This window comes from Paractinoplanes ovalisporus (genome assembly GCF_016834655.1).
GTDB lineage: Bacteria > Actinomycetota > Actinomycetes > Mycobacteriales > Micromonosporaceae > Actinoplanes > Actinoplanes ovalisporus.
On sequence record NZ_JAENHP010000016.1, the window covers coordinates 201,641 to 214,533 of the forward strand.

17 protein-coding genes are annotated in these 12,893 nt (G+C 70.4%); 6 read left to right on the top strand and 11 right to left on the bottom strand.

Annotated features, from left to right (window positions below):
• Nucleotides 1-68: 68 nt before the first annotated feature.
• The gene (locus JIG36_RS35750) at nt 69-800 is read left to right on the top strand and encodes an SDR family oxidoreductase (RefSeq protein WP_203380844.1); all 732 of its coding nucleotides are present in this window, start codon (nt 69-71) and stop codon (nt 798-800) included.
• Nucleotides 800-1,672 (top strand): SDR family oxidoreductase, encoded by an 873-nt coding sequence (locus tag JIG36_RS35755; protein WP_203380845.1) that lies wholly within the window; start codon nt 800-802, stop codon nt 1,670-1,672. Before JIG36_RS35750 ends, JIG36_RS35755 begins: the two co-directional genes overlap by 1 nt.
• Before the next feature lie 101 nt (nt 1,673-1,773).
• Here JIG36_RS35755 and JIG36_RS35760 read toward each other — a convergent pair whose 3' ends face one another.
• The 11 genes from JIG36_RS35760 to JIG36_RS35810 form a co-directional block, all read right to left on the bottom strand.
• Nucleotides 1,774-2,133, bottom strand: coding sequence for a thioredoxin family protein (locus JIG36_RS35760; protein ID WP_203380846.1), 360 nt, complete (start codon nt 2,131-2,133; stop codon nt 1,774-1,776).
• The gene (locus JIG36_RS35765) at nt 2,130-2,453 is read right to left on the bottom strand and encodes a hypothetical protein (RefSeq protein ID WP_203380847.1); all 324 of its coding nucleotides are present in this window, start codon (nt 2,451-2,453) and stop codon (nt 2,130-2,132) included. The genes JIG36_RS35760 and JIG36_RS35765 overlap by 4 nt, the downstream gene beginning before the upstream one ends.
• On the bottom strand, nt 2,443-3,180 hold the full coding sequence (locus JIG36_RS35770; protein WP_203380848.1) for a hypothetical protein: 738 nt from the start codon (nt 3,178-3,180) through the stop codon (nt 2,443-2,445). The genes JIG36_RS35765 and JIG36_RS35770 overlap by 11 nt, the downstream gene beginning before the upstream one ends.
• A 28-nt stretch (nt 3,181-3,208) precedes the next feature.
• Nucleotides 3,209-3,907: a GH-E family nuclease gene (locus tag JIG36_RS35775; protein WP_236048845.1), complete on the bottom strand. Its 699-nt coding sequence runs from the start codon at nt 3,905-3,907 to the stop codon at nt 3,209-3,211.
• Nucleotides 3,908-3,932: 25 nt separating this feature from the next.
• Nucleotides 3,933-4,637 carry a WXG100 family type VII secretion target gene (locus JIG36_RS35780; RefSeq protein ID WP_203380850.1) on the bottom strand — a complete coding sequence of 235 codons (705 nt, stop codon included), beginning with the start codon at nt 4,635-4,637 and terminating at the stop codon, nt 3,933-3,935.
• A 7-nt stretch (nt 4,638-4,644) separates the two neighbouring features.
• Nucleotides 4,645-4,962: a type VII secretion target gene (locus JIG36_RS35785; protein WP_203380851.1), complete on the bottom strand. Its 318-nt coding sequence runs from the start codon at nt 4,960-4,962 to the stop codon at nt 4,645-4,647.
• 3 nt (nt 4,963-4,965) lie between these two features.
• Entirely contained in the window at nt 4,966-5,394 is a 429-nt protein-coding gene (locus JIG36_RS35790) for a YbaB/EbfC family nucleoid-associated protein (protein ID WP_203380852.1), read from the bottom strand.
• Nucleotides 5,395-5,567: 173 nt separating this feature from the next.
• Nucleotides 5,568-6,962: a S1 family peptidase gene (locus tag JIG36_RS35795; protein ID WP_203380853.1), complete on the bottom strand. Its 1,395-nt coding sequence runs from the start codon at nt 6,960-6,962 to the stop codon at nt 5,568-5,570.
• Nucleotides 6,963-7,032: 70 nt separating this feature from the next.
• Complete coding sequence (locus tag JIG36_RS35800; protein WP_203380854.1) at nt 7,033-7,356, bottom strand: plasmid stabilization protein; 324 nt, start codon at nt 7,354-7,356, stop codon at nt 7,033-7,035.
• 46 nt (nt 7,357-7,402) lie between these two features.
• On the bottom strand, nt 7,403-8,200 hold the full coding sequence (locus JIG36_RS35805) for an RNA polymerase sigma factor SigF (protein WP_203380855.1): 798 nt from the start codon (nt 8,198-8,200) through the stop codon (nt 7,403-7,405).
• A 295-nt stretch (nt 8,201-8,495) separates the two neighbouring features.
• A complete protein-coding gene (locus tag JIG36_RS35810; protein ID WP_203380856.1) occupies nt 8,496-9,026 on the bottom strand; it encodes an ATP-binding protein in 531 nt (176 codons plus the stop codon).
• Between the two features lie 303 nt (nt 9,027-9,329).
• Between JIG36_RS35810 and JIG36_RS35815 the strand changes: the two genes are divergently transcribed.
• The 4 genes from JIG36_RS35815 to JIG36_RS54385 all read left to right on the top strand — a co-directional run bounded on the left by JIG36_RS35815 (nt 9,330) and on the right by JIG36_RS54385 (nt 12,890).
• A complete protein-coding gene (locus JIG36_RS35815; protein WP_236048846.1) occupies nt 9,330-10,046 on the top strand; it encodes a lytic polysaccharide monooxygenase in 717 nt (238 codons plus the stop codon).
• A 68-nt stretch (nt 10,047-10,114) separates the two neighbouring features.
• Nucleotides 10,115-10,948, top strand: a complete 834-nt coding sequence (locus JIG36_RS35820) for a molybdate ABC transporter substrate-binding protein (RefSeq protein WP_203380858.1) — start codon at nt 10,115-10,117, stop codon at nt 10,946-10,948.
• Nucleotides 10,949-11,042: 94 nt separating this feature from the next.
• Nucleotides 11,043-11,798: a beta-glucanase gene (gene bglS, locus JIG36_RS35825; protein WP_203380859.1), complete on the top strand. Its 756-nt coding sequence runs from the start codon at nt 11,043-11,045 to the stop codon at nt 11,796-11,798.
• Nucleotides 11,799-12,095: 297 nt separating this feature from the next.
• The gene (locus JIG36_RS54385; RefSeq protein WP_203380860.1) at nt 12,096-12,890 is read left to right on the top strand and encodes a CAP domain-containing protein; all 795 of its coding nucleotides are present in this window, start codon (nt 12,096-12,098) and stop codon (nt 12,888-12,890) included.
• Nucleotides 12,891-12,893 lie beyond the last annotated feature (3 nt).

Consider the following 12,893-nt stretch of genomic DNA (forward strand, 5'->3'; position numbering starts at 1 on the left):
AGTGGACAACGTGTCTTTATGGCGCTACCTTCATATGGACAGCTCGTCCATATCAATGAGGGGTTCCCATGACTGACACACGCGTCGCGATCGTCACCGGCGGGTCGGGCGGCATCGGCCGGGCCGTCGCCGAGCGGCTCGCCCAGCAGGGTGTCGCGGTGGTCGTGCACTACAGCGGCAACGAGGCCAAGGCGCAGGACACGGTGAAGTCGATCGTCGCGGCGGGCGGACAGGCCACCGCGTCCGGCGGCGACGTGGCCGACCCGGAGGCCATGACGGCGCTGTTCCGGCACGCCACCGACACGTTCGGCGGCATCGACGTCCTCGCGCACACGGCCGGCATCATGCCGCTGGCGCCGATCGCCGAGATGGACCTGGACACGTTCGACCTGATCCAGCGCACCAACGTCCGGGGCACGTTCGTCCTCAACCAGCTCGCCGCCCGGCGGCTGCGGGCGGGCGGAGCGATCATCAACTTCTCGTCGTCGCTGACCCGGTTGCAGATGCCGACCTACGGCCCGTACGCGGCGTCGAAGGGCGCGGTCGAGGCGATGACGCTGATCCTCGCCCGGGAGCTGCGCGGCCGCGACATCACCGTCAACGCGGTCGCGCCCGGGCCGACCGCCACCCCTCTGTTCTTCGAGGGCAAGAGCGAGCAGGTCATCAACCACATCGCGAGCCTCAACCCGATGGAACGCCTCGGCACCCCCGAGGACATCGCCGAGGTGACCGCCTTCCTGGCCGGCCCCGGTCGCTGGATCAACGGCCAGGTTCTGTACGCGAACGGCGGTGCCGCCTGATGCCGGTCGTCCTCATCACCGGCTCCAGCACCGGCATCGGGCGCCTGACCGCCCTGACCCTGGCCGCTCAGGGTCACCAGGTCTACGCCAGCATGCGCTCCACCACGAGCACGGACGGGGCGGCGACCGTGGCCGAGTTCGCCGCCGTCGAGAACCTGCACGTGGTGGAGCTCGACGTCACCTCGCAGGCATCGGCCGACGCCGCCGTGCGCTCGGTGGTCGAGCAGGCAGGCCGCCTCGACGTCGTCGTCAACAATGCCGGGCACTTGTACGTCGGCTACGTCGAGGCGTTCACCGACGACGACCTGACGCACCTGATCGACGTCAACGCGGTCGGCGCCCACCGGGTCAACCGGGCGGCCCTGCCCTACCTGCGCGAGCAGCGGTCGGGCACGCTGCTCTACGTCGGCAGCACCATCATCGTGACGACCCCGCCGTTCCTCGGCCCGTACGTCGCCTCGAAGGCCGCCTTCGACGCCCTGGCCGTGGTCACCTCCTACGAGGCGTCCCAGTTCGGCATCGAGACCAGCATCGTCATGCCGGGCGCCATCACCCGGGGCACCTCGCACTTCCCGAACGCGAGCCGGGCCTCCGACACCGCGGTGACGGCCGCCTACGCCGCGCTCGACCCGCTGGTCGCGCGCAACGAGGAGGCGACCGCGGCCCTGGTCCGTCCCGGTGTCGACGCCGACCCGCAGGGCGTCGCCGACGAGATCGCCCGCGTGCTCGCCCTGCCCCGCGGGCATAAGCCGTTCCGGACCGTCGTCGACTTCACCGAGGCCGGCGTCGAGCACGTCATGGCGTTCTCCGACCTCACCCGCGAAACGTTCGTCCACCGTCTCGGCTTCGGTCAGACCCTCCAGTTGCGATGACAGCACCGGACAGCGCCGGGCCCGCGTTGACCCGGATGCCGCGGCCTCACCGTCGACTGCGTTGCGCGGTCAACTCTGGCGGTGCGGGGGCGGGAGGTCTTTCACTCCGGCGCACGGGCCTTTCGCGGCGGTGCCGGGTCGAGGGCCTCGGCTATTTCATCGAGGAGCCGGGCCGCCGGGCGGACGCCGAGCAGCACCCGCTGGACGGAGCCGAGGTGCAGCAGCACCGAGGTCGGCGTCTGCGTGACGCCCCACCGCTGGGTGGTGACCGGGTTGGCGGCCACGTCGACGCCGGCCACCGTGACGCTGTCGCTCAGCTGCTGGGCGACCTCGGCCAGCACCGGCAGGAACGCCCGCCGCACCTCGTCGTCGGTGGGCAGGAACACCAGCAGCACAGGGTCGAGGCTGTCGACGACCCGCGCGCGATAGGTGGTGTCGGTGACCGGGACGACGTAGCTCATGGGCCCTCTTCCGGCTGCCGTTTCCATTCGAAGGCGGTCCGCCAGCGGTTGTCGTCGGACAGGTAGCTCAGAAACGCGTCGGTGACGGCCTCTTTGGTCTGCGGGAAAGGCGAGACGTACGCCCGGTCGGGGCCGCCCTCGCGATAGTCGACGTCGAGCCGGCCGTCGTCGAGGGCGTACGTCTGAATGAAATAGTGCGGCCGGATCCGCAGGACCGCGAAACGCGGGTAGCGGCTGTTCAGACGGGCCAGGCCGGCGCGGATGTCGGCCTCGGTCACGTCGTCGATCGGCTGTTCCAGGTCTTCGATATCAAGATTCATCGTCGACACCGTCGTAAAGGAACTTGTGCGTGTCCGCGACCAGGTCGTTGAGCTCGATGGCCTGACCGTCCAGGCGCAGGCCGTCTTCCCAGGAGGCGCGGCGCAGGATGTTCTGGAAGTTCTGGAAGTCGATCCAGGCGCCCTCGGCCCCGTCGAGTTTGCGCAGCTCGCTGAAGAGCAGATCGGGCGTGGCCAGACCGAGTTCGTCGCCGATGCTGCCACCGCCGGTCCTCGGGTTGTCGAAACGCATTTTGAGAAACGGCCGGGGCAGGCGCTTGATGTCGGCCGACTCGAGGAATTTGGTGAACCGGTCGGACGCCTCGATCTGAGTCTCCCGGCCGGAGAATTCGCACCGCCAGGCCGGGAACACCTGATAGGTGACTTCGGCCAGATCGGGAATCTTCTTGTGCAGCCGGTAAACGGCGGGCATCACCGCGCCGACGGTGTCGAACTGGTAGTCGGCGGGGGGCTTGTAACCGTCGAGAACGGCGAACGGCACCGCGGCCAGCACCTCGGAGCTGCGCTCCCGGGCGTACGACAGGACACTCGCCATCAGCTCCAGGTCGGCCTCACCCCGGACGTTCATCTGCACCGCGTGCCCGCCGTCGGGGGTCAGGGCCAGCCCGTACGCGAACCGGACGCCCATCGTCCAGGTCCACGCGTCGGTGAGGCCCGGCAGGGGCTGGACGCCGTTGAAGCCCTGAACGACGCCGGCTATGTCGACCACAAACACTCCCTCATTTCGGCGGGAATCCTCAGGGGCTGTATCCCGGGCCCGTATCCTGTTCATATCTGACGCCCAGTTGCGCGCCGGCACTGGAATTCTCCGAACGCAACTGCGGACGCAAATTATCGACGTTATTGTACCAGTCTATTCGGTATTGCCGATCATTGTTGCGGCCGTTCTCATTCCAGTCCACAACGGTCGGTGTGCGGTGATCGTAGGTGATGTCGTCGCCCGGTGGGACATCGATCTCCTCACCGTTCTCGTCGAACCATGTCATGTCCTCGCGCGGCATACGCCGGCCGTCCGGCATGCGCGGCCACTCCCCGGCCAGGGCACCCTCGTGGGTGTACCGGCGCGCCATCTCGTCGTGGGTGGACTCGCGGTAGCCGCCGGGATACTCGGTGTCGCGGTTGTGGGCTCCGGGCGGCGCCGAGGGGTCACGGGCGTAACCGCCGTCGGGACCGTGCAGACGGCCGTTGGCGTCGTAGCTGTACCCGGCCGGAAGCTGCTCGCCGGTCACCGTGCTGGTCACCGGCGAGCGGGTCGAGGCGGCCGGCGACGGGCTGCTGCCGCTGTTCACCCGGCCGGCCGTGAACGCCGCCTGCACCGATTCGTGACCGCCGTCGACGCTGCTGGCGTTTCCACCTCCCGGCCGGCGCCGCCGCGGCGACGGGGCCGGGGTGTCGACGTCGGGGCTCGATCCCGATCCCCCGCGACCTCTGGCCATGCCTCTTCCCCCGTGTCAGCCTTTGTCAGCCCGCGAGCAGCGTCTTCAAGTTGGTCAGGCTGGTGACCAGGGCCGTCGTGTAGCCGAGGATGCGGCCCGCCCACTTCAGCACGGCCGAGACGATCTGCGCCGCGACCACCGGAATGGTGACCACGAAGATGGCCTCGGCCGCCCACACGATCACCCGCGCCACCAGGTCGGCGATCAGGTCGCGGACGATGTCACGGGTGAACTGCACCAGGTTGCCGGCCGCCTGCGTGGCCGCCGACATGGTCGACGCCAGCACGCTCAGCCCGCCCAGACCGTCCACGTTGTTGGCCATCAGCGCCTGGTAGCCCTCGGCCGCCGCCCCCGACCAGTCGGGCAGGTCGGCGGCCAGACCCGAGTAGAGGTCTTCGGCCATGGTGGCCAGCGCGCCGGCCATGTTGTTCCAGGTCTCGGCGTGCGCGACGACCATGTCGGGGATGCCGGCCAGCTTGTCGAGCGCCTCGCGCAACGGTTCGAAATGCTCCATCGCCCAGCCGAGCCCGTTGGCCAGCAGCGCACTGAACGGGTCGATCACGGTGGCCGCCGCGTCGAGGGCGAACGCCCCGCCGGCGAGCATGCCGTCGACCCAGTTGCCACTCGCCACGGCCTGCTGGAGACCCTGAAAGCCTTCTCCGAGCGAAGACCCCGTATACGCCGTACGGGTGGTGGTGGTCTGCGCGATCAGGGTGTTGCTGGACACCACGGCGCGTTCACCCGGCCCTTCCGCCGGCTTGACGGATCCGGTCGGATGCCGCCGTGTCGGTCGCCTCGTAGTCCTTCGCCGTGGCGGTCAACGCCTCCGCCGCCAGCGACAGGTTCTCTTCCACGTACGTGTAGAGCGCGTCCTGCCGCACGTGCCGCGCCTCGAGGATCGCCGCGATCCACCCGCACAACAGCCCGTACGCCTGGTCGTTCTGGGTGATCGCCCGGCTCGCCGACTTGATCGCCACCAGCTGGTCGCGCACCGCCAGCACGTTCGACGCGTGGCGGTGCAGCTGAGCCGCGTCGACGTTGAACCCTTCCGCCATGGTCTACTCCCCGCGCCTCAGCACACCGTCGCCGGCCGCATCCAGTTGATCGACCAGCTGCTGGGCCCGCGCACCGATCGTGCGGGCGGTCAGCGAGCCGGGCCCCATCTCCTCGATCGCGATCTGTTTGGACCGCTCCGCGACCTGCACCCGGGCCTTGCGCAGCGCTTCCATCACCGCGCGGGCCACGACGTCGGGCTCGACCCGGTGGATCCGGTCGGTCAGTTTCAGGTCGACCAGCACCCCGGTCGACTCGACCGTGACCTCGGCCAGCCCGTTGCCGTCCTTGGCGCCGGCCCGCAGGTTCGCGATCCGCTCACTGGTCGCCTGAGCCCGAGCCGCCTGCGTCTCGACGCGCTGATGCCAGCCGCGCAGATATTCCCGCGAGGCGTCCGGATCGAGGAACGCCTCGGCGTCCGGAAAGCCCGTCATCGCCTTCACCCCCGCCTCAACACCAACCAGCCCGGGAGTCTAACAACGACATGCACGAATCAATCCGGACTTAAAGATCATTTGACCTCGGGACCGGGCCGGCGGGGGCGGGCCACCGGGGGCGGGCCAGCGGGGCGGGCCAGCGGGGGCAAGCCCGGCCCCGTCGGCCTACGTCACAGCCAGGGGCCGCTTCGGCAGCTTGCCCACGTCTGGGTGGTGCTTGCGTACGCGTTACGCGCCGTCACCGAGATCCGGGTGCTTGTGGTGCACGAGCCGGTGACCGAGCGCCGGCCGTTCCAGTCGGCTCGGACGACGTTGTTGACCTTCCACTGGAGGGTGACCGGGGCGTCGCCGGCGGGTGTGGCTGTGCAGAGGTACTGGTTGAGGCCGGACTCGCAGTTCAGGTGCACTGTGGCCGGGTTCGCGGTGAGCAGGGTCAAGTTGTACTTGTCGAGGATCTCCTGGAGCGGCTGGAACGCGGTCTCGCCGCCCGAGCTGCAGTTGCCGCTGGCGGCCACGGCCACACCCTGGGCCTGCCAGCCCGAGAGGAACGGACCGCCGGAGTCGCCCGGCTCGGCGCACGCGTTGGTCAGGGTCAGGCCGCTGACGTTGACGTTGTCCGTCTGGTAGTGGATGGTCACGTTCTTGTCGGTGATCTTGCCGCAGCGCCAGCCGGAGGCCATGCCGGAACGGCACACCGAGGAGTTGATGGACGAGACCCGGGCGCCGCCGACGACCGTACGGCTGGGGTAGCGGTTGACCCACACGGACGGCTGCCAGTTGGCGTTGAGCTCCACCCAGGCGTAGTCGTTGCCGGGGTACGACGAGCCGCGGAACGTGCCCTGGGCCGAACCGTCGGCGGCCCGGGCGGCCTGACCGGCCTTGCCGCAGTGGCCGGCCGTCACGTAGCCGCCGACCACGCCGAAACCGACCGAGCAGTCCCCGCCGCGCGGGGTGATGTAGGCGTCACCGCCGTCGACGGCGGCCACCGCGTTCATCTGCCCGGCCCGCTTCTCGACGGTCACCGCCGCCGCGGGCAGACCGGCTGCCGCGGCGTACGCGGCCGCCGCCTTCTCGGCCCCGGGCTCGGCGACGATCACCACGGTGTTGGTCTGCGGGTCGGCGTGCCAGCGGGTGACCCCGGCCGGGGCGGACGCGCGGTCGAGGCGGGCCCGCGCGGCCTCGAGGGCGGCCAGGCTGCGTCCGACCACCTGGGGGCGGGCGCCGGCGGCTTCGATGGCCGCCCGCTCGGACGGATCGGTGGTGGCGACCACCAGCTCGTTGCCCGCTTCGGAGAACCAGGCGCCGCCGAACGACGAGCCGAGCTTCGCGGCCAGATCCGATTCGGCTTTCGCGGCCACGGTTTCGGCCTCGAGCCGTACGGAAGCCGCCTCTGGGGTCAGCCCGAGGTCACGATGGAGAGCGGTGGCCATGTCCGGCGCGGGGCTGACGGTCGGAGCGGTCTCGGTGCCGGCCCAGGCGGTGGTGAGAGCGCCGGCCGGCACGACGACCGCGGCGGCGGTCACGACGGACAGCACGGCCCGCCGGCGGGAAAGGGTGATTTTCACGGGCGCCAGCGTGGCAGCGGCGGCGCCCGGCCCACATCCGTACGGGCACGTACTTCCCGGCACGTACGGATCAGCGTGCGAGCGCCTTCTCCAGCTCGGCCTTGCTCATCGACGAACGGCCCTGGATGTTGCGCTGCTTGGCCTCGTTGTAGAGCTGTTCCTTCGTACGGCCCTGGGCGCCGGTGTGGGAACGCTTGCCGCCCCGATGCCCGGAGGAGACGTCCTTGATCGAGGACCGGCTCGCGGTCTTCGACTCGCCGGCGCGGGCCCGCTCCTTGTTGACGGTGCGCGCCGCGATCTCGGTCGCCCGCTTCTTGGGCACGCCCCGCTTCTCGGCGCTCTCCTTGATGTGTTCGTACTGACGCTCACGTTTCGGGCTGGATCCTGCCGGCATGGCTACCTCCTCGATCTCACCGGTCGAATACCCACCCGGTGGGCTTTCACTCCAGCTGCTTGCGGAGCTTGGCCAGGGCCTTGGTCAGCAGGCGCGACACATGCATCTGGGAGATCCCGACGCGTTCGGCGATCTCCGACTGCGTCAGGTTGCCGTAGAACCGCAGGCTGATGATCTTCTGCTCGCGCTCGTCCAGCCGGGCGAGGGCCGGGCCGAGAGCGACGCGCAGCTCGGCGAGTTCGAACTCGGCGTCGACCCCGCCGAGGGTGTCGCCCAGGGTGAGGCTGCCTTCGCCGCTCGCCGGTGTGGAGAGGCTGGTCGAGTTGTAGGCGCGGGCGCCTTCGAGGCCTTCGAGGACGTCTTCCTCGGTGATGTTCAGGTGCTCCGCGATGTCCGCGACCGTGGGCGCCCGGCCCAGCGTGTGGGTCAGGGAGTTGTTGGCTGCGGTGATGGCGAGCCGGAGTTCCTGCAGGCGGCGGGGAACCCGGATGGACCAGGTGCGGTCGCGGAAGTGCCGCTTGAGCTCCCCCACGATGGTCGGGATGGCGAAGCCCGCGAACTCGATGCCGCGCTCGGCGTCGAAACGGTCGACGGCCTTGATCAGACCCATGGTGGCGACCTGGAAGAGGTCGTCCACGGGTTCGCCCCGGCCGGCGTAGCGGTTCGCGAGGTGGCGCGCCATCGGCAGCCAGGCCTCGATGGTCCGCTCCCGCAGGCGCGGCCGCGACGGGTGCCCCTCGGGCAGGGCAGCCAGCGCGTTGATCAGTTCACCGGCGCGGTCGGTGCTGTTCGACGCGTCCGGCGCGACCTCGGCGCGATCCGGATCTACGGCAACGTCGATCATGGAACTCCCTGCTTTCACGACGGCGGAACGGGCAGCCCCTAATCCCGCATTCCCGGTCCGCTCAAACTCCCCCGATCGGGTTGAACAGTTCTGCCACCGTGGGTCTCGCGGTAGAGACGTCTTGTGAGCTCACGTCACCCGGATCACCGCCGTGCGCCCTTCCTGGGTGCCCTCGCCGACTACCGCCGGCAGGAGCGCTACGGTTTCACGCCGCCCGGCCACCGGCAGGGACGCGGCGCCGAACCGCGGGCCCGTGACATCCTCGGCGCCGACACGCGCCGCCGCCGGAATGGTCCTACCCGACCCGGCCGACCCGGCACTCGACACCATCCGCGTCGTCGATCTCTGACCGGTCGCGGACGCCGGGCGGGTCGGGGGTGACCGTCAGCCGGGCCCAGACGCTCTTGCCGCCAGGGCAGCTGCGGACTCCCCAGTGATGGGAGATCGCGTCGATCAGCAGAAGGCCGCGGCCGCCGGCCTGGGAGAGGTGGGGTCGCCGTGCCCGGGGGACGGTGCTGTCGGCGTCCCCGACCTCGATCGTGATCATGCCGGATGCGACGGAGACGACGAGCTCGCCCGGGCTGCGGGTGTGCTGGGTGACGTTCTGGACCAGCTCGCTGATCACGACCAGCACGTCGTCCACCCACTCCGGCTCCGGGCCGGCCGCGGTGGAGTCGACAAGGACGGCGCGGGCCGCGTGTCGCAGCGTCTGGGCAGGCTCACCGTTGCGGAACCGCCGCCGCAGTACCTCCACCGAACCGCCGTCCTCCCCCATGACCATCTGGTTGCCCGCCATCATGCCCGGTAAACGACGACCCGTGGTCATGGGGTGTCTCTGCGTCCTCGGACGGCCGCCGAGACGCTCGTCGCCGAAGCTCGGAGCATGGAGCCGCCGGAGTATCAGGCTGGCCGTGGCCACACCACGACGAACGCCGGATGCGGCCTGTGGCCATGACCGGTCGAGAAAAGTGCGCCGACGGGCCGGGCGCATCCACCCGGCCCCGGATCCGGCCGTCGGCCTGTCCACGATTCGACATGGCACAACAATGTGAAGTAACTGTTGACAAACTTAACTGTATTGACGTTCGCTGATGGGACGATGCTCCGCGTATCCCCCGAAGGGAGCGACATGAGCCTGAAGAGAAGACTGGCCGCGCTTGCGGCCGCCGTTCTCATTGCTCCGCTTGTCGCCGTCATTGCCCCCGCGAGCCCAGCCAGCGCCCATGGCTGGATCACCAGTCCCCCGAGCCGTCAGGACCAGTGCGCCACCGGCGCCGTGTCCAACTGCGGTTCCATCCAGTACGAACCCCAGAGCGTGGAAGCGCCCAAGGGGTCGATGAGCTGCAGTGGCGGCAGCTCGTTCACGGTCCTGAACGACGACAACAAGGGCTGGCGGGTCACCTCGATCGGCAGCTCGACGGCGTTCACCTGGCGCAACACGGCCATGCACCGTACGCAGAACTGGCAGTACTACGTGGACGGCCGGTTGCACCAGACGTTCACCAACGGCAACGCCCAGCCGCCGCAGGTTCTCAGCCACCAGCTGACCGGGCTGCCGGGCGGGCGGCACAAGATCCTGGCCGTCTGGAACATCCTGGACACGGGCATGGCCTTCTACTCCTGCGTCGACGTCAACGTCAGCGGGGGCGGCACCACCCCGCCGACCACGCCGCCGACCAACCCGCCCACCAGTTGCGGGGCGGCCTGGAGCGCGTCGGCCGTCTACACCGGCGGCATGAACGTCTCGCACAAGGGACGGGCCTACACCGCGCGCTGGTGGACCCAGGGCGAGGAGCCCGGCACCACCGGTGAGTGGGGCGCCTGGCAGGACAAGGGCACCTGCTGATCCGTACGTCCGTTGCCGTCCGGCCCGGTTCGCCCCGGGCCGGACGGTTCCCAGCCGAGCGGAGCCCGATGACACCTCGCCGCCTCACCCTCGCCGCCGTCGCCGTCGCGCTCGGCCTGTCGGCGTGTTCCGGCCCGGCCACCCCCTCGGCCTCCGCCCCGATATCGGCGCCGCCCGCCCCCGAGGTCCCCGCCCACCACCATGAGCACAGCGCCGGCCCCGCACCCTCGGGCGCACCCGGCGGCACCATCGTCGTGCACGCCGCCGACCCGCTGCGCGACACGCTGACCAAACTCGTCCCCAGGTTCGAAGAGGCGTTCCCCGGGGCGCAGGTCGCGGTCGAGTACGGCGCCGGCCTCGAACACGCGCAGCACATCCTGCACGGCATGCCGGTCGACGTGTTCCTGTCGGCCGACGAGGCCGCCACCACGATGGTCACCGCCGCGCACGACCGCGGCACGCCGGCCGTCGTGGCCCGCAACCCGATCGTCATCGCGCTGCCCCCGGCCGGTGACCGGATCGCCGCGATCGGCGACCTGCGCGACGCGAAGGTGGCCCTCTGCGCCGACACCACCCCGTGCGGGCGCGGCAGTCGCGCCGCGCTCGAGGCGGCCGCGGTCGACGTACGGCAGCCGAGGGTCGAACCCGACGCGGCCACCGCGCTGGCCCAGGTCCGTACGGGCGCGGCCGACGCCGCCCTGACCTACCGCACCGATGTCGTGGCGGCGGGCGGTGACCTGCGGGCCGTCGACTTCGACCAGGCCACCCGCCTGGCCGACCAGTACATCGCGATCCGCCCCAGCACGGGCGTCAACCAGGTGGGGGCGGACGCCTTCGTGGCGTTCCTGAGCTCGGCCCTGGCCAAGCACATTTTCGCCGACGCCGGCCTGTCCCCCGCCTGAAGCGCGGCCCTGACCCGGCGCCGGCCCGTCCCCCCGCCCGACGCTGCCCGTTGATACATTGACTGAGGTCGATGCAATCCGACATCGTTACGTCATGTTCAAGGTTCGATCACGCATCGCCGCGGCAGCGGCCCTCCTCCTGACGGCCGTGCTGACGCCGGCCCCCGCTCAGGCCGCGACCCGCGGTTTCGTCGACCACCTGGGCTCGGAGGACACCGGCCGCTGGCACCGGGCCGACGGGTGGAGCAACGGCAGCGTCTTCGACGTCGGGTGGCGCGCCGACCACGTCGGCTTCCGGCGGGGCGACCTGACCCTCACCCTCGACGACGTGCCCTGCCCGGCCGGCTGCTCCGACAAGCCGTACGCCTCGGGCGAGTACCGCACGAACGACCTCTACTCGTCCGGGAAATTCGAGACGCGGATGAAGGCGGTCAAGCGCTCGGGCACCACAACCACGTTCTTCACCTACACCGGCCCCAGCGACAACCAGCCCTGGGACGAGATCGACATCGAGATCCTCGGCAGGAACACGCGCCTGATGCAGACCAACTACTTCACCGACGGCGTGGGTGGCCACGAGACCGTCATCGACCTCGGCTTCGACGCCGCGGCGGGCTATCACACGTACGGCTTCGAGTGGAGCCCGAGGGCGATCAAGTGGTATGTCGACGGGCGGCTCGTGCACCGCGAGGACGGCTCGCGCGGCCCGCTGCCGTCGCACCCGCAGCGCATCATGATGAACCTGTGGCCCGGCATCGGCGTCGACGACTGGCTCGGCCCGTTCACCTACCCCGGCCGCCCGCTGACCGCGCACTACGACTGGGTCCGCTTCACCCCCGGGCGAGGGTGACCCCCACCGCTGATTCTCAGGACCCGGGCCTCCCGGCCGATGAGGGCGCCCATGCGGGAGACGCCGTGGGACAGCCGAGCCCGGGCTGATCGCCCCCCTGGGCCGCTGGGTGCTGCGCGAGGCGCAGGGCTACCACTTCGGCCGCCCGGTGCCGGCCGACCGGCTCGGCGGCGTGCGGGAGCCGGTGAGCGTTAAGGTCCGCTGAGCGGATCTTTAAGGGTTCCTTTGGAAAGAGCCGGGGCCGGTGTGGATACCGATACTTGATCAGCCCACCCCCATGCCCCGAGGAGATTCACCGTGCCCGCCCACGCCGCCCGCCGTGCCCGCCCCCTCCTGATCGCCGCCGTCGCGGTCGGGGTGATCGGTGTCAGCTACGCCGGCATCGCCGTGGCGAAGTCCTCCTCCGACAACGGGGAAGCCCGCCTGACCGCGGCCGCACCCCAGGACCCGGCGCCCACCGACGCCTCGACCTTCAGCGCGGAGGACCTGGCCGCGCCGGTGCCGCCGTCCTCCGGGACGCCGAGCCCGTCCGCCACCGGGACCGCCACGCCCACGCCGACGGTGAAGCCCAGCACGACGACCCGGCCGACGACCACCGCCACCAAGCGCCCGACCAAGGCGCCGACGAAGACGACGTCGCCGACGAAGACCAAGGCCCCCAAGCCGACCAGGACGACCCAGCCGCCGACCTCGGGTGGTGGCAGCTCGGACACCGTCACCGAGGTGATCCGGCTGGTCAACGTGGAGCGCAAGGCGGCCGGCTGCGGCTCCCTGACCGGCGAGACCCGCCTGCACCGGGCGGCCCAGAAGCACTCCGACCGGCAGGCGGACCAGGACACCATGTCGCACCAGCTGCCGGGTGAGGCCTCGATGGGTGACCGGGTCACGGCCGAGGGCTACCGGTGGGGCGGCGTCGCCGAGAACGTCGCGGCCGGTTACCGCACCCCGGCCGACGTCATGGACGGCTGGATGAACAGCCCCGGCCACAAGGCCAACATCCTGAACTGCGGCTACAAGAACATCGGCGTCGGCGTGGCGAAGTCCTCCGGCGGCACCCTCTACTGGACGCAGAACTTCGCCTCGCCGCTCTGACCC

Coding starts and splice junctions, on each gene's coding strand:
- bglS (WP_203380859.1), top strand. CDS start 11,043: ATGTTCAAGGTTCGATCACGCATCGCCGCGGCAGCGGCCCTCCTCCTG.
- JIG36_RS35805 (WP_203380855.1), bottom strand. CDS start 8,200: ATGATCGACGTTGCCGTAGATCCGGATCGCGCCGAGGTCGCGCCGGAC.
- JIG36_RS35815 (WP_236048846.1), top strand. CDS start 9,330: ATGAGCCTGAAGAGAAGACTGGCCGCGCTTGCGGCCGCCGTTCTCATT.
- JIG36_RS35785 (WP_203380851.1), bottom strand. CDS start 4,962: ATGGCGGAAGGGTTCAACGTCGACGCGGCTCAGCTGCACCGCCACGCG.
- JIG36_RS35760 (WP_203380846.1), bottom strand. CDS start 2,133: ATGAGCTACGTCGTCCCGGTCACCGACACCACCTATCGCGCGCGGGTC.
- JIG36_RS35820 (WP_203380858.1), top strand. CDS start 10,115: ATGACACCTCGCCGCCTCACCCTCGCCGCCGTCGCCGTCGCGCTCGGC.
- JIG36_RS35765 (WP_203380847.1), bottom strand. CDS start 2,453: ATGAATCTTGATATCGAAGACCTGGAACAGCCGATCGACGACGTGACC.
- JIG36_RS35800 (WP_203380854.1), bottom strand. CDS start 7,356: ATGCCGGCAGGATCCAGCCCGAAACGTGAGCGTCAGTACGAACACATC.
- JIG36_RS35750 (WP_203380844.1), top strand. CDS start 69: ATGACTGACACACGCGTCGCGATCGTCACCGGCGGGTCGGGCGGCATC.
- JIG36_RS35790 (WP_203380852.1), bottom strand. CDS start 5,394: ATGACGGGCTTTCCGGACGCCGAGGCGTTCCTCGATCCGGACGCCTCG.
- JIG36_RS35755 (WP_203380845.1), top strand. CDS start 800: ATGCCGGTCGTCCTCATCACCGGCTCCAGCACCGGCATCGGGCGCCTG.
- JIG36_RS35810 (WP_203380856.1), bottom strand. CDS start 9,026: ATGACCACGGGTCGTCGTTTACCGGGCATGATGGCGGGCAACCAGATG.
- JIG36_RS35775 (WP_236048845.1), bottom strand. CDS start 3,907: ATGGCCAGAGGTCGCGGGGGATCGGGATCGAGCCCCGACGTCGACACC.